Origin of the sequence: Streptomyces sp. NBC_00236, assembly GCF_036195045.1 — a bacterium.
In the GTDB taxonomy this organism is placed as follows: Bacteria; Actinomycetota; Actinomycetes; order Streptomycetales; family Streptomycetaceae; genus Streptomyces.
Genome location: NZ_CP108100.1, coordinates 1,215,624 through 1,236,129 on the forward strand (window position 1 = coordinate 1,215,624; position 20,506 = coordinate 1,236,129).

The 20,506-nt window shown below is 73.0% G+C and carries 19 protein-coding genes and 5 tRNA genes; 9 read left to right on the plus strand and 15 right to left on the minus strand.

The genetic code is table 11. The features are described from left to right. The first annotated feature begins 35 nt into the window (after positions 1 to 35). Both OG446_RS05270 and OG446_RS05275 read left to right on the plus strand, forming a co-directional pair. Positions 36 to 449 (plus strand): SsgA family sporulation/cell division regulator, encoded by a 414-nt coding sequence (locus OG446_RS05270; RefSeq protein WP_003959770.1) that lies wholly within the window; start codon positions 36 to 38, stop codon positions 447 to 449. A gap of 344 nt (positions 450 to 793) precedes the next feature. After that, positions 794 to 1,375 (plus strand): CGNR zinc finger domain-containing protein, encoded by a 582-nt coding sequence (locus tag OG446_RS05275; RefSeq protein ID WP_328892928.1) that lies wholly within the window; start codon positions 794 to 796, stop codon positions 1,373 to 1,375. A gap of 4 nt (positions 1,376 to 1,379) precedes the next feature. Here OG446_RS05275 and OG446_RS05280 read toward each other — a convergent pair whose 3' ends face one another. The 4 genes from OG446_RS05280 to OG446_RS05295 form a co-directional block, all read right to left on the minus strand. Continuing rightward, positions 1,380 to 1,535 carry a hypothetical protein gene (locus OG446_RS05280; RefSeq protein ID WP_164494018.1) on the minus strand — a complete coding sequence of 52 codons (156 nt, stop codon included), beginning with the start codon at positions 1,533 to 1,535 and terminating at the stop codon, positions 1,380 to 1,382. 213 nt (positions 1,536 to 1,748) lie between these two features. Next, positions 1,749 to 2,720 (minus strand): acetylxylan esterase, encoded by a 972-nt coding sequence (locus tag OG446_RS05285; protein WP_328892929.1) that lies wholly within the window; start codon positions 2,718 to 2,720, stop codon positions 1,749 to 1,751. A gap of 86 nt (positions 2,721 to 2,806) precedes the next feature. Further along, positions 2,807 to 3,826 carry a LacI family DNA-binding transcriptional regulator gene (locus tag OG446_RS05290; protein WP_328892930.1) on the minus strand — a complete coding sequence of 340 codons (1,020 nt, stop codon included), beginning with the start codon at positions 3,824 to 3,826 and terminating at the stop codon, positions 2,807 to 2,809. 256 nt (positions 3,827 to 4,082) lie between these two features. Then, on the minus strand, positions 4,083 to 4,538 hold the full coding sequence (locus OG446_RS05295; protein ID WP_328892931.1) for a hypothetical protein: 456 nt from the start codon (positions 4,536 to 4,538) through the stop codon (positions 4,083 to 4,085). A 383-nt stretch (positions 4,539 to 4,921) separates the two neighbouring features. Between OG446_RS05295 and OG446_RS05300 the strand changes: the two genes are divergently transcribed. Then, positions 4,922 to 5,437, plus strand: a complete 516-nt coding sequence (locus OG446_RS05300) for a DsbA family protein (protein WP_328892932.1) — start codon at positions 4,922 to 4,924, stop codon at positions 5,435 to 5,437. 165 nt (positions 5,438 to 5,602) lie between these two features. On the opposite strand, the gene OG446_RS05305 is transcribed toward OG446_RS05300, so the two are convergent. The 3 genes from OG446_RS05305 to OG446_RS05315 all read right to left on the minus strand — a co-directional run bounded on the left by OG446_RS05305 (position 5,603) and on the right by OG446_RS05315 (position 8,369). Further along, positions 5,603 to 6,439, minus strand: a complete 837-nt coding sequence (locus OG446_RS05305; RefSeq protein ID WP_328892933.1) for a GNAT family N-acetyltransferase — start codon at positions 6,437 to 6,439, stop codon at positions 5,603 to 5,605. A 74-nt stretch (positions 6,440 to 6,513) separates the two neighbouring features. Further along, on the minus strand, positions 6,514 to 7,335 hold the full coding sequence (locus OG446_RS05310) for an aminotransferase class IV (protein WP_328892934.1): 822 nt from the start codon (positions 7,333 to 7,335) through the stop codon (positions 6,514 to 6,516). Then, a complete protein-coding gene (locus OG446_RS05315) occupies positions 7,332 to 8,369 on the minus strand; it encodes a chorismate-binding protein (RefSeq protein WP_328898199.1) in 1,038 nt (345 codons plus the stop codon). Before OG446_RS05315 ends, OG446_RS05310 begins: the two co-directional genes overlap by 4 nt. 163 nt (positions 8,370 to 8,532) lie before the next feature. Between OG446_RS05315 and OG446_RS05320 the strand changes: the two genes are divergently transcribed. The 5 genes from OG446_RS05320 (at position 8,533) to OG446_RS05340 (ending at position 8,976) form a co-directional block, all read left to right on the plus strand. Then, positions 8,533 to 8,605 (plus strand) — tRNA-Gly (locus OG446_RS05320). Positions 8,606 to 8,643: 38 nt separating this feature from the next. Further along, positions 8,644 to 8,717 (plus strand) — tRNA-Cys (locus OG446_RS05325). Position 8,718: 1 nt separating this feature from the next. Next, positions 8,719 to 8,790 (plus strand) — tRNA-Val (locus tag OG446_RS05330). Positions 8,791 to 8,809: 19 nt separating this feature from the next. Next, positions 8,810 to 8,881: transfer RNA gene (locus OG446_RS05335), tRNA-Val, on the plus strand. A 23-nt stretch (positions 8,882 to 8,904) separates the two neighbouring features. Beyond that, a tRNA-Val gene (locus OG446_RS05340) sits at positions 8,905 to 8,976 on the plus strand. 109 nt (positions 8,977 to 9,085) lie between these two features. On the opposite strand, the gene OG446_RS05345 is transcribed toward OG446_RS05340, so the two are convergent. From OG446_RS05345 to OG446_RS05360, 4 genes are all read right to left on the minus strand, one after another. Next, the gene (locus OG446_RS05345) at positions 9,086 to 9,370 is read right to left on the minus strand and encodes a TFIIB-type zinc ribbon-containing protein (RefSeq protein ID WP_148016266.1); all 285 of its coding nucleotides are present in this window, start codon (positions 9,368 to 9,370) and stop codon (positions 9,086 to 9,088) included. A 68-nt stretch (positions 9,371 to 9,438) separates the two neighbouring features. Then, positions 9,439 to 10,530 (minus strand): phosphotransferase, encoded by a 1,092-nt coding sequence (locus tag OG446_RS05350; RefSeq protein ID WP_328892935.1) that lies wholly within the window; start codon positions 10,528 to 10,530, stop codon positions 9,439 to 9,441. A gap of 238 nt (positions 10,531 to 10,768) precedes the next feature. Next, the gene (locus OG446_RS05355) at positions 10,769 to 10,978 is read right to left on the minus strand and encodes a hypothetical protein (protein ID WP_219567733.1); all 210 of its coding nucleotides are present in this window, start codon (positions 10,976 to 10,978) and stop codon (positions 10,769 to 10,771) included. Positions 10,979 to 11,164: 186 nt separating this feature from the next. Then, positions 11,165 to 11,425: a hypothetical protein gene (locus tag OG446_RS05360; RefSeq protein WP_328892936.1), complete on the minus strand. Its 261-nt coding sequence runs from the start codon at positions 11,423 to 11,425 to the stop codon at positions 11,165 to 11,167. 205 nt (positions 11,426 to 11,630) lie between these two features. Between OG446_RS05360 and OG446_RS05365 the strand changes: the two genes are divergently transcribed. Continuing rightward, positions 11,631 to 12,911, plus strand: coding sequence for a serine/threonine-protein kinase (locus OG446_RS05365; protein ID WP_328892937.1), 1,281 nt, complete (start codon positions 11,631 to 11,633; stop codon positions 12,909 to 12,911). Between the two features lie 78 nt (positions 12,912 to 12,989). Here the strand turns inward: OG446_RS05365 and OG446_RS05370 are convergent, their stop codons facing one another. From OG446_RS05370 to cbiE, 4 genes are all read right to left on the minus strand, one after another. After that, positions 12,990 to 13,808 carry a TrmH family RNA methyltransferase gene (locus tag OG446_RS05370; protein ID WP_328892938.1) on the minus strand — a complete coding sequence of 273 codons (819 nt, stop codon included), beginning with the start codon at positions 13,806 to 13,808 and terminating at the stop codon, positions 12,990 to 12,992. Between the two features lie 64 nt (positions 13,809 to 13,872). Then, positions 13,873 to 15,126 (minus strand): uroporphyrinogen-III C-methyltransferase, encoded by a 1,254-nt coding sequence (gene cobA / locus OG446_RS05375; protein WP_328892939.1) that lies wholly within the window; start codon positions 15,124 to 15,126, stop codon positions 13,873 to 13,875. A gap of 210 nt (positions 15,127 to 15,336) precedes the next feature. Continuing rightward, a complete protein-coding gene (cobT, locus tag OG446_RS05380; protein ID WP_328892940.1) occupies positions 15,337 to 18,918 on the minus strand; it encodes a nicotinate-nucleotide--dimethylbenzimidazole phosphoribosyltransferase in 3,582 nt (1,193 codons plus the stop codon). A 333-nt stretch (positions 18,919 to 19,251) separates the two neighbouring features. Beyond that, on the minus strand, positions 19,252 to 20,490 hold the full coding sequence (gene cbiE, locus OG446_RS05385; protein ID WP_328892941.1) for a precorrin-6y C5,15-methyltransferase (decarboxylating) subunit CbiE: 1,239 nt from the start codon (positions 20,488 to 20,490) through the stop codon (positions 19,252 to 19,254). Positions 20,491 to 20,506: the final 16 nt, after the last annotated feature.

Sequence of the window (20,506 nt, forward strand, 5' to 3'; positions counted from 1 at the left end):
CCCGAGCGCACACTGAGCGAAAGGCCCTGGCGCTTATGAACACCACGGTCAGCTGCGAGCTGCACCTGCGCCTCGTTGTGTCGAGCGAGTCCTCACTGCCTGTACCCGCGGGCCTGCGGTATGACACGGCCGATCCGTATGCCGTGCACGCCACCTTCCACACCGGAGCGGAGGAGACGGTCGAGTGGGTTTTCGCCCGTGACCTCCTTGCCGAGGGGCTGCACAGGCCCACCGGCACCGGAGACGTCCGCGTCTGGCCATCCCGAAGTCACGGCCAGGGCGTCGTCTGCATCGCGCTGAGTTCTCCAGAGGGCGAAGCCCTGCTGGAGGCCCCCGCGCGGGCCCTGGAGTCGTTCCTGAAAAGGACCGACGCCGCGGTTCCGCCCGGGACCGAGCATCGTCACTTCGATCTCGATACGGAGCTCTCACACATCCTGGCCGAGAGCTGAGCCAGGCCGAGAGCCGCACGGTGCCGTCCGACTCGGGGAGACGGCACCGCGCGGACAACCTCATACGGCTGACACCGGCGCCGTCCTCACGGAATCCACCGTGAGGACGGCGCCGGTCCGCGTTCCGCCGTCCTCCCGCACTCTCCTCAGCCCTCTCGTGACGCCCGTCAAGGTCCTCAGGCGCCCGCCAGGCGCGCCAACGCCTCCCCCCTCCCCCTTCGGGGTCGCCAGGCCTGTCCCGGGGGTCCCACAGGCCCCTCGCGCCCCGGCGCACCGCGGGTGAGCCAGTAGAGTCAGCCGGCATCGGCGGGTGTCCCGTCCCGCCGGAGCCAGGGAGCGGAAGCGTGCTGATCCCCCACGACACCCGGATCGCCCTCGAAACGGTGGTCGATCTGGTGAACACCGCGCCGGAGAGCGAGCGGTCCGATCCCGGTGTCGGCGAGCCCGTCGACGGGCTCGCCGACACCGAGGCGCTGTACGCGTTCGCCGGACGCCACCGGGTGAGCGGGGTGAACGAACTCGGCGAGAAGGACCTGCAAGCCGTCCACGACGTACGGGCACGGTTCGCCGAGGTCTTCGCCGCGGCCGACGCACACGTCGCCGCCTCTCTCGTCAACGCGCTCGTGGCCGCCGCGGGCACCACGCCCCAGCTCAGCAACCACGACGGCTACGACTGGCACGTGCACTACTTCGCACCGGACGCCTCGCTCGCCGACCACCTGGCGGCCGACTGCGGGATGGCCCTCGCGTTCATCATCGTGGCGGGCGAGACGGAGCGGCTGCGGCGCTGCGAGGCGCCGGACTGCCGGCACGCCTTCGTCGACCTCTCACGCAACCGTTCCCGCCGCTACTGCTCCAGCCGTACGTGCGGTAACCGCTTGCACGTGGCCGCGTACCGGGCGCGCCGCAGGGAAGCGGCCGGCTGACGGCTCACAGCACGAAGAGATCGTGCAACGCGGCCATCAGCAGCAGGCCGCCGATCACCGTGAGGAAGATCATCAGAGGGGGCTGGGAAAGCGCGAAGAGGCAGCCACGCGGCTCTTCGGCTGGGGGTGCGGGGGCATCGCCCCGGGAGGTGTCCACCATCTCGGGACGATCATGACGCAGACCGGCACCGGTTGACGGTCAACGCATCTTTTCGTGACGGGAGTTCACCCCTGACGCGGCGAGCCGAATCGCTCCGGCGTCCGATCGCCCGTCAGGCTTTCGGAGTTCCGCCCCGCCGCCGGCTCGCGGAGCTCCGCCGCCCCCTCGGACGGCCGGAGATCCGCTCCCCCGCGTCCCCAGGCTTGAGCCCGGTCAGCCCAGGTCGCGCAGCATCCGCAGCTGTGCGGCGCGGTGGACCGAGGTGCCGCCCTCGTGGCCGTTCCAGGGGTACACCTCGATCTCCTTGGGGCCGGCCCAGTTGTTGTAGGCGGCGAAGACCGTGGACGGCGGACAGATGGGGTCCATCAGGGCCACCGAGTACAGCGCCGGCATCTCCGCGCGGGCCGCGAAGCTGATTCCGTCGAAGTAGGAGAGGGTCCGGAACACCTGCTCGGCGTGGCCGTGCTGGGTGGCCAGGAAGCGCACGATCTCCTGGTACGGATCCTTGTCGGTGATCTCGACGGCCCGCCGGTAGTGCGTCAGGAACGGTACGTCGACGAGCGCCGCCTTGACGTGGGGGCTGAGCCCCGCGACGGCCTGGGCGATGCCGCCGCCCTGACTGCCGCCGTGCACGACGATCCTGTCCGGGTCGACGGACGGGTGGGCGCGGGCCACCTCGACGGCACGCACCGCGTCGGTGAACACCCGCCGGTAGTAGTAGTCGTCGGGGTCGAGGATGCCGCGGGTCATGAAGCCCGGCGACTGCGGTCCGGCGCCGCCGTGCGGGTCGGCGGTGGAGCCCGCCGAGTGAGTGTTGACGGCGCCCTGGCCGCGGGTGTCCACGACCAGGGTGGCCCAGCCCGCCGCGGGCCAGACCAGGTGGTCGAGAGGCAGTCCGCGCCCGCTGCCGTAGCCGAGGTAGTGCACGACGGCGGGCAGCGGACCCTCGGCCCCGGCGGGCACGTTCAGCCAGGCGCGTATGCGGTGACCGCCCCAGCCGGCGAACGACACGTCGTGCACGTCGACGTTGCTCAACGCGGCGTCGTAAGTGCTGAATTCGGCATCCAGCGGGTACTCGGCGGCCTCGTCCAGGGTGCGGCGCCAGAAGGCGTCGAAGTCCTCGGGCTCAGTGGACTCCGGCCGGTAGGTGCGGAGTTGGTCCAGGGGGAGGTCGAACAGGGACACGGCGTCTCCATTTCAGGCATGCGGAAGGGAACGGCGGAGGGTGACAGGACGGGAGAGTGCGAGTGGGGAGAGGCGGGCGGCGGGGCTCAGCGCGGGGTGGAGCTGGATGCGCGCACGACGAGTTCCGGCTGGAGCACGACGCTGCGGTGCTCGTGGGTGCCACCCTCGTCGTCCGCCTCCTCCAGCAGGAGCTCGGCGGCCATCCGGCCCATCACGACCGCCGGCTGGCGGACCGAGGTGAGCGGCACGGCAGCGGCGGCGGCGAACTCGATGTCGTCGTACCCGACGATGGCGATGTCCTGCGGGACCCGCACCCCTGCCGCGTACAGGGCCTGGAGCACGCCCAGGGCGAGCAGGTCGTTGGCGCAGAACACGGCGGTGGGGCGGGGGACGAGCCCGAGCAGCCGGGCTCCGGCGTCCCGGCCCGCCGCGACGTCGAGGCGGTCGGAGGGGATCTCGACGAGCGCCCCGGGCGGCAGCCCGGCCTCGGCGAGCGCGGACAGCGCGCCCTCGCGACGGTCCCTGATCTGGTGCAGGTCGCCGGGTCCGCTGACGTACGCCACCGAGTGGTGCCCGGCCGAGACCAGATGGCCGACGGCCAGGGCGCCGCCGCGCACGTCGTCGACGGAGACCGCGCAGCTGCCCGTGCCGGAGGCGACCCGGTCCACCAGGACGTAGGGAATCCGGTGACGGCTGAAGGAGTCGAGGTTGCGGCCGGTGGCGTCGGCCGGGGTGACCAGTACGCCGCAGACGCGCTGTTCCGCGAACATACCGAGGTATTCGGCCTCCTCGGCGGGACTCTGGCCGCTGTTGCAGACCATGACGCCGAGACCTGCCTGACGGGCGGCGCGTTCGGCGCCACGGGCCACGTCCACGAAGAAGGGGTTGCCCATGTCCAGGACGAGGAGCGCCATGATCCGGCTGCGGCCGGCCCTGAGCTGGCGGGCCGACTCGCTGCGGACGTATCCGAGCTCCTCGATCGCGGCCAGCACCCGGGCCCGGGTCTCGGGCAGCACGGCCTCGGGGCGGTTGATCACATTGGAGACCGTCCCCACGGAGACCCCGGCCTGCCGGGCCACATCCTTGATGCCTGCCACACGCGCCACTAGTCCTGCCCCACTGCCCTTGGCCGCGCTCGTCCAGCGGCGTCACCCCATCGTACGGACGGTGGTGAATGAATTGTTTCAATCCGGGTGGGACGCTAACCCGCTCGCCGAACGCCGTCAAGGATCATGGCTGAATCGATTCATGGGAGCGCTGTCCCTGCGGTGTCGCAGGCGGACCCGGCAGCGGGCACCGAAGCCGGCGGGGCGGCGGGGCGGCGGGGCGGCGGGGCGGGGGGGCGGGGCGGAACGGCTCCGGTCAGATGCCGTGCTTCTTCAGGATGGCCTCGATGTCGCTGAAGTCGTCGCCGGGCCCTGCGTCGGCGGACTGCTTCTTCGGCTTCTGCCGCGGCTCGGCGGCGGGTACACCTGCCCCCAACGAGGGCGCCGAGGCCGCGGGTGCCACCGCGTCGGCGCGGGCGGCGCGGGCCGCCGCCTTGCGCTCCTTGCGGGTGCCCCCGCCGCGGCGTTCGATCGCGCGGGTGGTCATGAACAGCAGCCAGGCCACTCCCAGCACCCCGAAGCCCAGCCAGACACTCGGCTTGAAGGCGATGTCCGACACCCACTCGACGACGCCGGTCAGCACCAGGCCGATCGGGACCAGCGAGTACGCGGCGATCCGGGTCGCCGCGAGGAACCGCTTCCGGTACGCGGTGACGGCGGCGATGCCCAGGCCCGCCGCGGACACCGCGGAGCAAATGGTCTCGGCAAGCATCGGTGCCTCCAGGCGCAGGGGAAACGTCCCTTCCATCCTGCACCGACGACCGGACGGGCGGCCATGCCACGAGCCCACATCAGGGACATTTCAGGGCCGGGATCCTCCCCAGGTGCCGCACAGCCCACGACCGGACCGCGTGGCGTCAGCTTCCCGAGGTACGCCAGACCCACGACCGGACCGCGTGGCGTCAGCTTCCCGAGGTACGCCAGACCCACGACCGGACCGCGTGGCGTCAGCTTCCCGAGGTACGCCAGACCCACGACCGGACCGTGTGCCGTCAAGCTTCCCGAGGTGCGCCAGACCCACGACCGGACCGCGTGCCGTCCGCTCCCGCCCGATGCCCGTCGTGGTGCCTGCGCACACCCTGGGAGACTGGTCCCATGAGCGATTCCACCCCCGCAGCGCCGGTCGTCCTCGACGTCTGGTGCGAGCTCCAGTGCCCCGACTGCCGCCACGCCCTCACCGATGTGCGCGCCCTGCGCGCCCGCTACGGCGACCGGGTCGAGATCCGGTTCCGGCACTTCCCGCTGGAGAAGCACAAGCACGCCTTCGCCGCCGCGCAGGCAGCCGAGGAGGCCGCGGCGCAGGGCAAGGACTGGCCGTACATCGAGGCGGTGCTCGACCGCACCGCCGAGCTCGACCGCGCCGGCGAGCCTCTGCTGATCGAGGTGGCGCGGGAACTCGGTCTGGACGCAGAGGAGTTCGACACCGCCCTGATCGACGGCCGGCACATGCTGATCGTCGACGCCGATCAGGCCGAGGGCAAGGCGATCGGGGTCACCGGCACGCCCACCTACATGATCGGCGGCGAGCGGCTGGACGGCGGCAAGAGCCAGGAAGGGCTCCGCGAACGGATCGAGGCGATCGCCGACCGGCTGCTCGCCGAACAGGGCTGAGGCCGGGAACCGAGCCGAAGCCGGAAGCCGAGCCGAGGCCGGAAGCCGAGCTGCTATTGAAGCCGGGCCCCGGCCGGCGGGGGCCGAAGCCGCCGACGAGCCCCCGGAGCAGCTCGCCCGCACGGGCGGGCTGCTCCCACAGCTCGGTGGCAGCCGTACGCCGGGTCAGAGCGGCTTGGCCAGGTTGTACCGCGTCGGCTCGTAGCCCAGTGACTCGTACAGCCGGAGTGCGGGCGTGTTGGCCGTGACAACGTGCAGGCCCAGCCGCGTCTCCCCCGCCGCGAGCGCGAGGCGTTCGGCCTGGAGCATCAGCGCACGGCCGTATCCGCGCCCCCGGAAGCGCTCGTCCACCTCGACGTCGAACACGTAGCCGACCACCGCACCGGGCTGCATCTCGAACCGTGCCACCCAGAGGAACCCGGCCTTCTCCCTCTCGTGGATGAAGTGGTGCAGTTGCGCGCCCTCGGTGGCGAGGCCCTGCGGCAGGTGTCGGGCGTGCGAGACACGGGCCGCCCGCAGCGCCGACTCCGGCGGGGTGCCGCGGCTCACCAGGCTCTCCGCGTACCCGGCGATCGCACCGTCCTCCCAGGCCGCGTACTCCTCGGGCGTCATCGGCCGTGCGGTCAGCCCGGCAGGCAGCTCCGGAGGGTCGGCGGGCAGCTGCTTGATCATGTTCCGGCTGCGTTCGGTGTAGCCGAGTGCGGCGGTCAGCCGCTGCCCCGCAAGGTTGTCGGCGCCGACACTGGCCCGTACCTGCGTGCAGCCCCAGCCCCGCAGCACCTCCTCGGCCGCCAGTGCCGCGATGGTGCCGCGGCCGCGTCGCCGCACCGGTTCGTCGATCCGCAAGGACCGCAGGGCTCCTGTCGCGCCGTCCGAACCCGGCTCGGTGCCGATCTCGACCGCCCCGACGGGGCGCCCGTTGTCGCACACGTCGTACGCGCGGCTCTGTGCGCCGTCGGCGCCTGGCTGGATCGGCCCGGACGGCCGGAGTGTCGTGGTCATCAGAGGATTTCTATCCCCTGCCCGGGTGCGCGTCATCCGCTTTTGCGGCGACGGACCCGCCGGGCGCTCACGTGTCACGGGTCCAGGTCGTCGCCGGCCCGCTCGTCGAAGACCCGCATGGCCTTGGCTGTCACCGGCCCCGGGCCGCCGGGCAGCTCCCGGCCGTCGACGCGGTGGACGGCCTGGATGTCGCGGAGGGTGGAGGTCAGGAAGATCTCATCGGCCCGGTCCAGGACGTCGAACGGCAGGTCCGTCTCCTGCGCCCCGGTCCATTCCACCGCCAGTGCGCGGGTGATCCCGGCGAGACAGCCGGAGGCGACCGGCGGCGTGTGCAGCTGTCCGTCGAGGACGACGAAGACGTTGGAGCCGGTGCCTTCGCACAGGCGGCCGACGGTGTTGGCGAACAGCGCCTCGGAGGCGCCTTTCTCGTGGGCGCGGGCGAGGGCGACGACGTTCTCGGCGTACGAGGTGGTCTTGAGCCCGGTGAGCGCGCCGCGTTCGTTGCGCGTCCACGGAACGGTGATGACCGCCGTGGTGTCCGGGCGGCGCTTCACCTCTCCGAGGGCGACCACGAGGCCGGGGCCCGCGGTGCCGCGGTCGGAGCCGAGCGGAGAGATCCCGCCGGTGTAGGTGATGCGCAGCCTGCCGAGCGCGGCCGGATTCGCCTCGATGACGGCGGCGCAGGCGCGGCGCACCTCGTCCAGGTCGGGCGCGGGCAGTCCGAGGCCCTGGGCGGAGCGGGTCAGCCGGTCGAGGTGGCGGGTGAGTGCGAAGGGCCTGCCGTCGGTGGTCCTCACCGTCTCGAAGATGCCGTCGCCGACGGTGAGCCCGTGGTCGAGCACGGACACCCGGGCGTCATCGGCGGCCCGCAGTCCCCCGTTGACCCAGATCTTCATGGTGCGGTCCTTCCGGTTGCTTCGTATGCGCCCGACGCTATCGCGAGCAGCCTGGACGCCTTCAGTTCGGTCTCGGCCCACTCACGTTCCGGATCGGATCCCCAGGTGATGCCGGCTCCGGTGCCGAACCGCAGCACCGGAGCGCCGCCCGTGCGGTCGGTCCAGAAGGTGCGGATCCCCACGGCGAGGGAGGCGGTGGCCCGGTCGGCGTCCACCCAGCCGATGCCTCCGCAGTACGGGCCGCGCGGGGCGGTCTCCAGTTCCTCGATGATCCTCAGCGCGCTGGACTTGGGTGCCCCGGTCACGGACCCGGGCGGGAAGGCCGCGGCGAGCAGTTCCGGCCAGCCGGTGCCGTCGGCGAGCCGGCCCCGCACGGTGGAGACGAGGTGGACGAGACCGGGGTGCTTCTCGACGGCACAGAGGTCGGGGACGGTGACCGATCCGGTGGCGCATACGCGGCCCAGGTCGTTGCGGACCAGGTCGACGATCATCACGTTCTCGGCGTGGTCCTTCTCCAGGAGATCGGCCTCCGTGCGCCCGGTGCCCTTGATCGGTCCGGACTCGACCGTGCGGCCGTCCCTGCGCAGGAACAGCTCCGGCGAGGCGGTGGCGATCTCCACCCCGTGACCGGGAAGCCGAATCGTTCCTGCGTACGGGGCCGGGTTGCCGCGCGCAAGCAGCGCGGTGAGGGCGTCCACGTCCGCCCCGGCCGGATCGGGCAGCGGCGCGGTCATCACACGGCAGAGATTGGCCTGGTAGACCTCGCCGGTCGCGATGTACGCGCGAATGCGCCGTACGCCCTCCGTGTACGCGGCGCGGTCGAGGGACGAGGTCCAGTCACCGGCGGCCGGACCGCGCCATGCGCCGCGCACGGGCGCGGGCACGGCCGCGGTACGCACGGTGGCGAAGCGGGCACAGACGAGCCGGCCCTCGAAATCCGCTGAAACCGCCCAGAATCCGGACGAGTCGAGGGCTGCGGGATCACTGGTCACATCCTGCAGATCGGAGGCGACGAGGCCGCCGAAGCGGGCCATTGGAGCAAGGTCGTGCACGTCGGTGAGTCTAGGACGGCGCGCGGTGACCCGCGCCGGGGCGAGCGCACCTCAGCACGCTGCACAAACGCGTTTTTGTACTGGCCCCGGAATCCGCTAGAGTTCAACACGTCGCCGGGACGCGCAAGCGAACCGGAACCGACAAGCGGACGTAGCTCAGTTGGTAGAGCGCAACCTTGCCAAGGTTGAGGTCGCCAGTTCGAACCTGGTCGTCCGCTCGCAGAAGGTGGGGGATTTTTCCCGAACCCCCACCCCTGGTGGAGTGGCCGAGAGGCGAGGCAACGGCCTGCAAAGCCGTCTACACGGGTTCAAATCCCGTCTCCACCTCCAAGGACGATTAGCTCAGCGGGAGAGCACTTCCCTGACACGGAAGGGGTCACTGGTTCAATCCCAGTATCGTCCACTGATCCGCAAGGATCCCCGCGCGATTAGCTCAGCGGGAGAGCGCTTCCCTGACACGGAAGAGGTCACTGGTTCAATCCCAGTATCGCGCACGCAGTACACGCAGGTTCACCCTGCGCGATTAGCTCAGCGGGAGAGCGCTTCCCTGACACGGAAGAGGTCACTGGTTCAATCCCAGTATCGCGCACCGTCCGAAGCCCCGGTCGTCTCGACGACCGGGGCTTCGTCGTTGTCCCGCAAGCCGTCTCCGTGGCCCGGACGTGTTCCGTCCGGGCCACGGAGACGGGAGTGCCGGGTCAGGACGAGAACAGCATCCGGCCGAAGCTCTTCTGCCGGTAGTGACCCTGGTGGTGTCCACCGTGGTGCTGCGGGGCGCCCCAGGCGGGCGCCGGGGCCGCGGGGTAGGCCTGCGGGGCGGGCGGCGCCGGCGGGGCCTGCTGCGTCCACTGCGCCTCCACGCGGGTCAGGGACTCCAGCTCGCCGTAGTCCAGGAATATCCCCCGGCAGCCGCTGCACTGCTCGATCTGAATGCCGTTGCGGTTGTACGTCTGCATCTGTGCGTGGCACTTGGGACACTGCATCTGCGGGCTCACTCCTCGCCGTCGGTTAGCCGTCGCCGGAATGCATGCCCGACGGCGGTCGGTTCACCCTACGACGAGTGTTCGGCGCTCAACTCGGGCGGGAGAGCGGCAATTCGGACACAGGCGTCGATCATCACCTGTTCCACCTCGTCCGGAGCCCTGTGCTCCGCAGCCGACTTGGCGAGAGCCAGCGCGGCCGTCTGTACGGTCAGCGCGCGGGCCGCGACGTCCAGCTCGGGCCACGGGTCACCGTCGGCGCGTACCGCGGGGCCGCCTGCGGCCCGGTAGGCGGCCAGGAAGCGGAACCAGACCTCGGGGGGCAGCAGGCCGGCCGCGTACCAGGCGGCGGGCCGCGCGAGGTCCCACGTGGGATCGCCCCACCCGGCGTCGTCGACGTCGATGAGCAGCCACGGGCCGTGCGGCGCGGGGTGCCGGACCAGCTGGCCCAGGTGCAGGTCTCCGTGGCAGAGAAGGTGCGCGGGAGCGGGGGCCTCGTCCCTCGCCCAGGGCGGCAGCCCGCGCCAGGCCGCCAGCACGGGGGCCGTGGCCTGCTCGCCGGGCCGGGCCGCACGCATCCGGGCCACGGCGAGCGCGGCCTTCGCCGGACCGCGCATGGCGGGCACCGCGGTCACGCCCGTCCCGGGTGCGCGGACGACGGGTGCGCCCGTGCCGGGTGCGCGGAAAGCGGGCGCCCTGGGTGGCCCGGACCGCTCTCCCGGCATGGAGCGGCCCGTCCCGGCCCCCGCACGGTGGAGGCGGGCCAGCAGGACGGCTGTCGCCTCCCAGGGCGCCTGGTCCGGGTCCCCGGGGTCCACGGGCTCCCCGTACGGCCACAGGGTGACCGGGCGGCCGTGCAGCTCCGTGAGGTACGGCGAGGCGTCGCCGTGCCCTGCCCGGACCTCGGCGGGCCGTACGGGAAGGGGCGCGAGCAGGACACCCGCGAGCCCGGCGCCGACGGCCAGGCCCAGGCGGGCGGAGAGCCCGGCGGTGTCCGTTCCGGCGGCGTGGGCCTTGGCGACGACGGGGCCGCAGCGGACGACGGTGCCGTCCGCGCGGTCCGCGAGGACGACCGGCGCCGGGCAGGCGCAGCGGGGCCCGGGACGGACGTGGGCCGCTTCGTGGGCGAGGTCGCCCAGCGCACGTACGACAGCGGTGGTCACGGACTCCCCCGGGTGGCGCGGGCTCGGCGGGCCCGGCCGGCGCCGCACCCGCCGGAGAGCGTACGCGGGTCGTGCCGGCCGGCCGGTGCGAGGGGGCGCGCACGGCCCCGGACAGCGCGATGTCCGGTCAGCTCCCCAGCTGACCGGACAAACGCTGCCGTCCGCCGCACCCCCGTCCCCACGGGGTTGTTGGCCGGATGTCCCGGTCCGGACCGCTCTTCCGGACCCGGGGCGCCGCTCAGCGCCCCAGCATCACGCCCACGGACGACGCCTGTGTGACCACCGCTTCCCAGCCGCCGAAGACGACTACGAGCAGGGCCGCCAGAGGAAGAACCATGGCCGTCGCCACCAAGGGGTGGCGTGTGCCGGACGACGGGCGGCTGCCGAACGAGGCATAGGCCTTGCGTCCCTGCGTACGGACCATCGTCCGCGCTGCCGTGTCCGCCATGGTTCCTCTCCTGACCTGATGTGGGGCGGTGGGTGCTTGACCTCGGGGGACGAGTGCGGCACCCACCGCTTGAGTTCAACATTAGGGATCCGGGAAGCGGGCGGCGTCATGCCCGCGTACCGAATGCCGGGCCTCCCGGAGGATGAGCCGTGGGTGGTCGGCGTACTCCCCTGGGTGGAGACGGGCCTACCGGACGTTGGGGTCATCCCCGAGGGGACGCTCGGAGACGTCCTCCCTGGGAACCGGCTGTTCGACCAGGGCGAGGACCCTGGTCGCCATGAAGCGGGCGGTGCGCACCACGGAGCCGTTCCTCGTGACTTCACTCACTTCGACCACCCCTCGGCGGACCGCAGTCTCCACCCTGCGCCCTGCTCTGGAGGCCACCATTTCGTAGGTTCGGGTCGTGTCTCCGGCGTCCACGACTATCTCGACTCGATCGCCCTTCATTGATCCAATCCCCCTTCTGCGACGGACCATTGAGATCTCGCACGGGCCGGGGAGCCTGGATCCGCGGCCCCCTGACCACTCCTCAAGTTTCCCACCCGGCACTGACAATCGATTCCCGGGCGAGGGCGCGGCCTCTGAGCGCCCCGGGCGGCGGGTACGTAAGCTGTGCCTCGTCAGGCGGACCAGGCAGCGGGGATGGGCAGACATGGCGATGATGCGGCTCCGGCGCGAGGACCCGCGTGTCGTCGGCTCGTTCAGGCTGCACCGGCGGCTCGGGGCGGGCGGCATGGGCGTCGTCTACCTGGGCTCGGACCGGCGGGGCCAGCGGGTGGCGCTGAAGGTGATCCGCCCCGACCTGGCGGAGGATCAGGAGTTCCGCTCGCGGTTCGCGCGCGAGGTGTCCGCCGCCCGGCGGATCCGCGGCGGCTGTACGGCACGGCTGGTCGCCGCCGACCTGGAGGCGGACCGTCCGTGGTTCGCCACGCAGTACGTTCCCGGACCCTCGCTGCACGACAAGGTGGCCGAGGAGGGTCCGTTGTCGGCTGCCGAGGTGGCGTCGATCGGGGCCGCGCTCTCCGAGGGTCTGGTGGCGGTGCACGAGGCAGGTGTCGTCCACCGGGACCTGAAGCCCTCCAACATCCTGCTGTCCCCCAAGGGCCCGCGGATCATCGACTTCGGAATCGCCTGGGCGACCGGCGCCTCCACGCTCACGCACGTGGGTACGGCGGTCGGATCACCCGGCTTCCTCGCGCCCGAGCAGGTGCGGGGCGCGGCGGTGACCCCCGCGACGGACGTCTTCTCCCTCGGGGCCACGCTGGCGTACGCGGCCATGGCCGATTCGCCGTTCGGCCACGGAAGTTCCGAGGTGATGCTCTACCGCGTGGTGCACGAGGAGCCTCAGCTGCACGACGTGCACGACGCGCTCGCACCGCTGGTGAGCGCCTGCCTGGCGAAGGACCCGGAGGAGCGGCCCAGCACGCTGCAACTCTCCATGCGGCTCAAGGAGATCGCGGCGCGGGAGGCACAGGGGCTGCACGAGAGCCGCCCGCCCGCCCAGCGTTCGGCGCAGGAGGCGGACCGGCCGACCGGGCGTCTGGACGGTCCGTACACCGAGCAGCAGACGCGTCGCGCCCCCGGCCCCGCTCCGGCGTCGCGGCCGCAGAACCGGCAGGCGGCGTCACCGCGGCCGGCGTCACCCCGCACCGGGGGTTCGCGCCCCGCGCAGCAGCAGCCGCGCAACACGACGCGTTCGGGCAAGAGGCCGCAGGGCGCGGCAGGGACGAACGGCCGGCCGGGTACCCGGCCCGGCACGCGCTCGACCTCGACCGGCCGGCGTCCCGCCAATCCGCGGCTGCTGCGCCAGCGGCTGGTGGTCTTCGTCGTGGTGACACTGCTGGTGGCGCTGGGCATCGCGGCGGCTCAGGGCTGCCAGGGTCCGGCCCGCGGGCTCGGAGCGGGTCAGAGCCAGGGGCAGAGCGAGCAGTAGGCCGGTCAGGGCCTTTCGTTCGGATCGGGCCGGCCCCCGTGCCCGGCATGATCCGAGCGAGAGGGCCGAGGCCCCCTTCTAACTCTCCGGGCGACCGGTCGCCACCGCGTAGAAGGCGACCGCTGCGGCGGCGCCGACATTCAGCGAGTCGACCCCGTGGGCCATCGGGATGCGCACCCATTCGTCTGCGGCGACGAGGGCCTGCGTGGACAGTCCGTCGCCCTCGGCCCCGAGCATCAGGGCCACCTGGTCCATCCGGTGCGGCGCGGCCTCCTCGATGCTGCTCGCCTTCTCGTCGGGCGTCAGCGCGAGCAGCTTGAAGCCCGCTTCGCGTACGGTCTCCAGCGCCTTGGGCCAGGTGTCGAGGCGGGCGTAGGGCACGGAGAAGACGGCGCCCATCGAGACCTTGACGGAGCGCCGGTAGAGCGGATCCGCGCAGTCCGGGGAGAGCAGGACCGCGTCCATGCCGAGCGCGGCGGCGCTGCGGAAGATCGCGCCGATGTTGGTGTGGTCGTTGACGGCTTCCATGACGACAACGCGACGGGTGGTGCGGAGCAGTTCGTCGGCCGTCGGCAGGGGCTTGCGCTGCATGGAGGCGAGCGCGCCGCGGTGCACGTGGTAACCGGTGACGCGTTCGGCGAGCTCGGGACTGACCGCGTACACGGGCGCCGGGACCTCGTCGATGACGTCGCGCATCAGGTCGACCCACTTCGCCGAGAGCAGCATGGAGCGCATCTCGTACCCGGCGTGCCTGGCGCGTCTGATCACCTTCTCCCCCTCGGCGATGAAGAGGCCCTCCTCGGGCTCTCGCCTGCGCCGGAGCTCGACGTCGGTCAGACCGATGTAGTCGCTCAGGCGGGGGTCGTCGGGGTCGTCGACGGTGATGAGATCAGCCACGGTTTGATACTGCCTTGTCCGGTGTGTGGTGCCAACGGTCTGGAGGAAGATCCGTTACCGCTGGTTACTCTGCGGTTCGCGCGGCTGCTTCCGGGCCGACCGCGACGACGTCGCCGATGACGATGACGGCGGGCGGCCGGACGTCCTCGGCCACGGCCCGTGCACCGACCGTGGCGAGCGTCGCGTCGACGCGGCGCTGGGCGGCCGTGGTCCCTTCCTGGACCAGTGCGACCGGCGTCTCGGGGGACTTGCCGTGGGCGATGAGCGTACGGGCGATGGCGCCGATCTTGTCGACGGCCATCAGGAGCACGAGGGTGCCGCGCAACCGGGCCAGGGCCTCCCAGTCGACCAGCGAGCGCTCGTCGTCGGGGGCGACATGGCCGCTGACCACGGTGAACTCGTGGGCGACACCGCGGTGGGTGACGGGGATGCCGGCCGCGCCGGGGACCGAGATCGAGCTGGAGATGCCGGGCACGACGGTGCAGGGAATGCCTTCGGCCGCGAGCGCCTGTGCCTCTTCCATGCCCCGCCCGAAGACGAACGGGTCGCCGCCCTTGAGCCGGACCACGGCCTTGCCCGCCTTGGCGTGCTCGATCAGCGCGTTGTTGATCGCCTCCTGCGCCATGTAGCGGCCGTACGGGATCTTGGCCGCGTCGATCACCTCGACGTGCGGCGGCAGTTCGTCCAGCAGGTCGCGCGGGCCGAGCCGGTCCGCGATGACGACGTCCGCCTCGGCGAGGAGGCGGCGGCCCCGGACGGTGATCAGGTCGGGGTCGCCGGGGCCGCCGCCGACCAGGGCGACGCCGGGGGCGCGGGTGCGGTGGTGGGGGGCGGCGAGGGTGCCGTCGCGCAGGCCCTCGACGATGGCGTCGCGGACGGCGGCGGAGTGGCGCGGGTCGCGGCCGTGCGCGTCGGTGGTGAGGACGGCGACCGTCACACCCTCGCTGCGGCCGGTGGCGGGGGTCCAGGCGGTGGCGGCGTCCGCGTTGTCGCTGCGGACGCACCAGGTCCGGGTGCGCTCGGCCTCGGCGGAGGCGGCGTCGTTGGCCGCCGTGTCGTCGGACGCGATGAGGGCGTACCAGGTGTCGGCGAGGTCGCCGTCGGCGTACGGGCGGCGCTCCCAGCGGATCTCGCCGGCGTCCGCCATCGCCTCGACGGACGGGGTGGCGGACGGGGACACGAGAACGATGTCGGCGCCGGCCGCGATGAGGGCGGGCAGACGGCGCTGCGCGACCTGGCCGCCGCCGACGACGACTACGCGGCGCCCGCTCAGGCGCAGTCCGACGGGGTAGGCGGGGTGATCGGCGTGCTCGGCCATGGCGGTGCGGGCTCCTCGTGCGATGCGGGGGCTGCGGGCCGCTGCGGCGGTGGAGCGGCTGTGACGTGCGGTGTTGTGGGACGGGGTTCACGATACGGGGTGGGGCGCGGGGGTGGGCGGGGCTCCGCCCCGGACCCAGAATCAAGCCCCTCCGGCGATTGAGGAGCGGGGGTACGGGGGCAGCGCCCCCGAAACCCCCGCGGCCGTGGACTACTTCTCCGTGACGCCCGCCGAGTCGAACGTGGCCACCTCGTGCATCGCGCGGGCGGCGCTCTGCACGATCGGCAGCGCCAGCAGCGCGCCCGTGCCCTCGCCGAGGCGGAGGTCCAGGTCGACCAGCGGGCGCAGGCCCAGCTTGTTGAGCGCGGCGACGTGGCCGGGCTCGGCGCTGCGGTGGCCGGCGATGCAGGCGGCCAGGGCCTCCGGCGCGATGGCGCGTGCGACCAGGGCCGCGGCGCCCGCGCTCACGCCGTCGAGGATGACCGGCGTGCGGAGCGACGCCCCGCCGAGCAGGAACCCGGCCATCGCGGCGTGCTCCAGGCCGCCCACGGCCGCCAGGACGCCGATCGGGTCGGCCGGGTCCGGCTGGTGCAGGTCGAGGGCGCGGCGCACCACGTCGACCTTCCGGGCGTGCATCTCGTCGTTGATTCCGGTGCCACGGCCGGTGACCTCGGCCGGGTCCATCCCCGTGTAGACACAGATCAGGGCGGCCGACGCCGTGGTGTTGGCGATGCCCATCTCGCCGGTGAGCAGGCCCTTGTTGCCTGCGGCCACCAGGTCGCGGGCGGTCTCGATGCCGACCTCGATCGCGGCGAGGACCTCCTCGCGGGTGAGCGCGGGGCCGGTCGTGAAGTCCGCGGTTCCGGCGCGCACCTTGCGGGGCAGCAGACCGGGCTGCGCGGGCAGCTCCGAGGCCACGCCGACGTCGACCACGCACACCTCGGCACCGACCTGGTTCGCGAAGGCGTTGCAGACCGCGCCACCGCCGAGGAAGTTGGCGACCATCTGGCCGGTGACCTCCTGCGGCCAGGCCGTGACGCCCTGGGCGTGCACTCCGTGGTCACCGGCGAAGATCGCTACGGCCGCGGGCTCCGGGATCGGCGGCGGGCACATCCGGGAGAGCCCGGAGAGCTGCGCCGAGATGATCTCCAGCATGCCGAGCGCACCGGCCGGCTTGGTCATCCGCTTCTGGCGCTCCCAAGCCTCGCCGAGCGCCTTGGCGTCCAGCGGCCGGATGCTGGAGATGGTCTCCTGGAGCAGGTCGTGCGGCTCCTCGCCGGGCAGGGCGCGGCGGCCGTACGTCTCCTCGTGGACGACCCAGGACAGCGGGCGGCGCTTGGACCAGCCCGCCTGCATCAGTTCGGGCTCCTCCGGGAACTCGTCGACGTAACCGACACAGAGGTACGCCACGACTTCGAGGTGCTCGGGCAGACCCAGTTCACGGACCATCTCGCGCTCGTCGAAGAAGCTGACCCAGCCGACACCGAGGCCTTCGGCGCGGGCCGCGAGCCACAGGTTCTCGACGGCGAGCGCCGAGGAGTACGGGGCCATCTGCGGCTGGGTGTGCCGGCCGAGCGTGTGGCGGCCGCCGCGGGTGGGATCGGCCGTGACGACGATGTTGACCGGGGTGTCGACGATCGCCTCGATCTTCAGTTCCTTGAACTGCTTCGCCCGCGCCTTGGGAAGCGACTTCGCGTACGCCTCGCGCTGGCGCTGCGCCAGTTCGTGCATGGAACGGCGGGTCTCCGCGGAACGGATGACGACGAAGTCCCAGGGCTGGGAGTGCCCGACGCTGGGCGCCGTGTGGGCGGCCTCCAGGACCCGCAGGAGGACCTCGTGCGGGATGGGGTCGCTGCGGAAGCCGTTGCGGATGTCGCGGCGCTCGCGCATGACACGCAGCACAGCCTCGCGTTCGGCGTCGTCGTAGCCGGGTGCGGGGGGCGCGACGGGCTGCGCCTCTTCGGCCTCGGGGGCCCGGGTGTCGATGTCCTGCGGGGCTGCGGGCCCGTCGGCCGTCGCGGGAGCGGGAGCCTCGGCGGTCACCGCGGGCTCGGCGGCCGGGGCCGCCGGCTCGGGCTCGGGCTCGGTGGCCTGCGTCGCCGGTTCCGGCTCGGTGGCCTGAAGGCGGACGGGCTCCGGCTCGGTGGTCTGAGGGCTGACGGGCTCCGGCTCGGTGGCCTCGGCCTGTACGTGCTCCGGCGGGCCGGCTGTCAGGTCCGGGGTCTCGATGACCTCGGGACCCGTCTCGGGCTCGGGCGTCGGGTCGACGACAGGTTCCGGTGCGACGACAGCTTCCGGTGCGACGGTCTCGACGACCGGCGCGGCCTCCACCGTCCCGGCCGGTCCGGGTTCCGCGACGAAGGGGGCAGGCTCTGCCACCGCCTCCGGAGCCGGCTCCACCGGCTCCACCGGCTGCTCGGCCACGGGGAGCGTACTCACGACGGGTACGAACGGGCCCGGGGCCGATCCGTCGGGAACCGGCTCCTCGGGCGGCCGCACGGCTTCCGCTTCCGCGGCCTCGGCCAGGACCTCCTGCGCCGGGACGTCCGCGGCGGGTGCGGTCCCGGCGGGCACGATCTGGGCCGGCGGCGCCTCGACGACTACGGCCTCGGCAGCTACGGCCTCGGCAACCTGCTGTGCGGCGGGTTCGGCCTCGGCGGGAACTACGACCTCGGCGGGGCCGGCCGGTTCCGCGGGGGCGACGGCTTCCGCAGGCGGGGCCACGACCGGAACCGCTGCCGCGTGCGCGGGTGCGGCTTCCGCCGGCACCTCGGGCTGAGCGGCCTCCTCGGCCGGTACCTCGACCGCTGCGGGTGCGGGCACCGGCACGAGCGGCTGCGCGAGCGGCGCGGAAATCGCGGAAATCTCCGCCTCCGCCTGCGTCTCGGCCACGGGTTCGGCCGCAGGTTCGGCCACGGGCTCTCCGGCGACCGGCTCCGGAACGACGGCCTCCGGAACAGCGGCGTCCGGGACGACCGTTTCTGCTGCCGGCGCCTCCGGGGCCGCGGGCTCCGCCTCCGCCGGCGGGGCGGACTGCTGCGGCGCCTGGGCCGCCCACTGGCCGACGCCCTGCGGCGGGATCTCGCCGAGCTGCGGGCCCGGGAGTGCGGCCACCTCGTCAGCGGGCAGCTCGAAGTACTCGGGTTCGGCGGTCGCCGGGCCGGCGTGCCGTGCCGGCGCCTGCGCGGCTGGCTGCGTCTGCGGCCGGCCCTGCGGCTGCGGCGTACCCGCCGGACCGCGGTCGGCCAGGGAACGGACCACGCCGCCGCCGGACGTACCCCCGTAGGAGGGACCGGAATCCGGGGAAGCCGGGCCGCGGTGCAGCGGGCGGCGCACGGGCGTCTGGGCCTGCGCCGGTGCCGGGACGGGCGACGGGATGCGCACGCCGCTGAGGTCGACATGGCCGGAGTCCCGGCCGCCGGTCTCATGGGTGCCCTGACCGGTCCCCTGGACCGCCGCGGAGGCCTGCTGCATGGCGTACGCCGGGACCTGGGCCTGCTCCTGGAACTGGACAGGGCCCTGCGCGCCGCCGTCGCCCTGGGGCACCGTCTGCGGCTGCGGGGCGGGAGGAGCGGTGCGGTACCCGCCCTGCTCGGGCAGCGGTGTCTGGCCCGTCTGAGCTTCGCTCCAGGCACCCTGGGGGCTCGGCATCAGCAGGAGATCGTCGTCCTCGGACGCGTGCTCGGAGGGGTCGAGGAAGGTGTAGGCACCCGGGGCGGGGGCGCCCGGCTGCTCCACCATGCCTGCGTTCTCCGGCAGTCCCTCGCCCGGGATCTGGCCGGTGTCACTCATGCGTACCCCTCGCCCATCGTCAGTGCTCCTTCGGCCCTTCGCCCGGGACGCCCCGACACGGCACGCCGATGCTCGTCCCATGGAACGAGCGGGCGCGCCGCGCGGCACGAGTCGGTCGCGGACATACTGCATTCTCGCGGCCGTTCGCCGCCGCGGCAGGTCATTTCGCCACGGCTCGTTGTGGACTGCGCCACGTTGCGCGTCCCCCGGTTCTGCCGTACCACAACGGGGGCCAAAACGGTCCCCTTTTCCGGACATTGACGAACGAAGCGACGAACATCCGGGCGCGGTGCAACAATCGGCCAGCCTACCTCGCACCGCATGCCGACCGGGTCAGGGGGCAAGGTCCGAACGCAGTGCGGAAAGCAGAAAGACGACCGTGCGTTCGCGCTCCGCCCATGCGGCCGTGTCGAGTTCGACGGACTGGAGCAGCGAGCAGGCGACCGTGTAGCCGTTCCCGGTGAGAGCCGCGCCCAGGGCCTCGGCCTCGTCCCGGGTCGACGCGTGCGTCACGATCCGCTCGGGCCTGCGGGCGGCGACGGCGGTGACGACGGGGGCTCCGCCGCCCCCGATCCGCACGACGTCGGGCTCGGGAAGCCGTTCCAGCACATGCGGAGCCCTGCCCTCGACGACCTGGAGCTGGACTCCGAAGGCCCGGGCGGCCGCGGTCGTGCGGGCGCAGGCGTCGGGGTCGCTGTCGACGGCCAGGACGGCGGCGCCGAAGCGGGCCGCTTCCACGGCCAGGGCGCCGCTGCCGGAACCGATGTCCCAGAGCAGGTCGCCGGTCCGGGGTCCGAGATGGGCGAGTTGGGCGGCGCGCAGTCCGGGGCCCTCGCCCTCGCCGCTCCCGCCGTGGGCGTCCGTTCCCGCGCCGCGGTAGGCGTCGGCGGGCAGCGCCCAGCCTCGTACGCCCTGGGGATAGGCCGGGTGGCGGCCCGCGATCCAGGCTCCTTCGGCCCGCTGTTCGGGGCCTCCCCCGATGACGATGACCACGTTGGGGTCGCGCCAGACGTGGTCGGCGGCGGCGTCCGAGGTGACGACGGTGACCTGTTCGCGATCGGTGCCGAGTTCCTCGCAGATGACGAAGGTGCGGTGGACGCCTTCGAGCAGCAGGGCGAGTTCGGCGGGTCCCGCACCGGGCGAGGTGAGGACGGCGACCTTGTGGTGGGCGCGGCACACGTTCACCGCGCGGCGCAGGGTGCGGGGGTGGGCGACGACGGTCTGGGCGTCCTCCCACGGCATGCCGGCGCGGGCGAAGGCGGTGGCGACGGAGGAGACGGCGGGCACCACTTCGACTTCGAGGCCGTGCTCGGGGGCGCGCAGGGTGCGGACGACGCCGAAGAATCCGGGGTCTCCGTCGGCGAGCACGACGGCGCTGCCGCGGTGGCCGGCGATCCGGCGGGCCGCGAGGTCGACCGAGCCGAGGCGGATCCGCTCCGCGCCGTGCGGGACTTCGGGCAGCGCGAGGTGGTGGGCGGCTCCGGCGACGAGGGTGGCGGCCGAGAGCGCGGCCGTGGCCGCTCTGGTCAGTGGTGAGCCGTCCCAGCCGATCACTGTGACCCGGTCGGCCATCTGTCGTCAGTCTCCT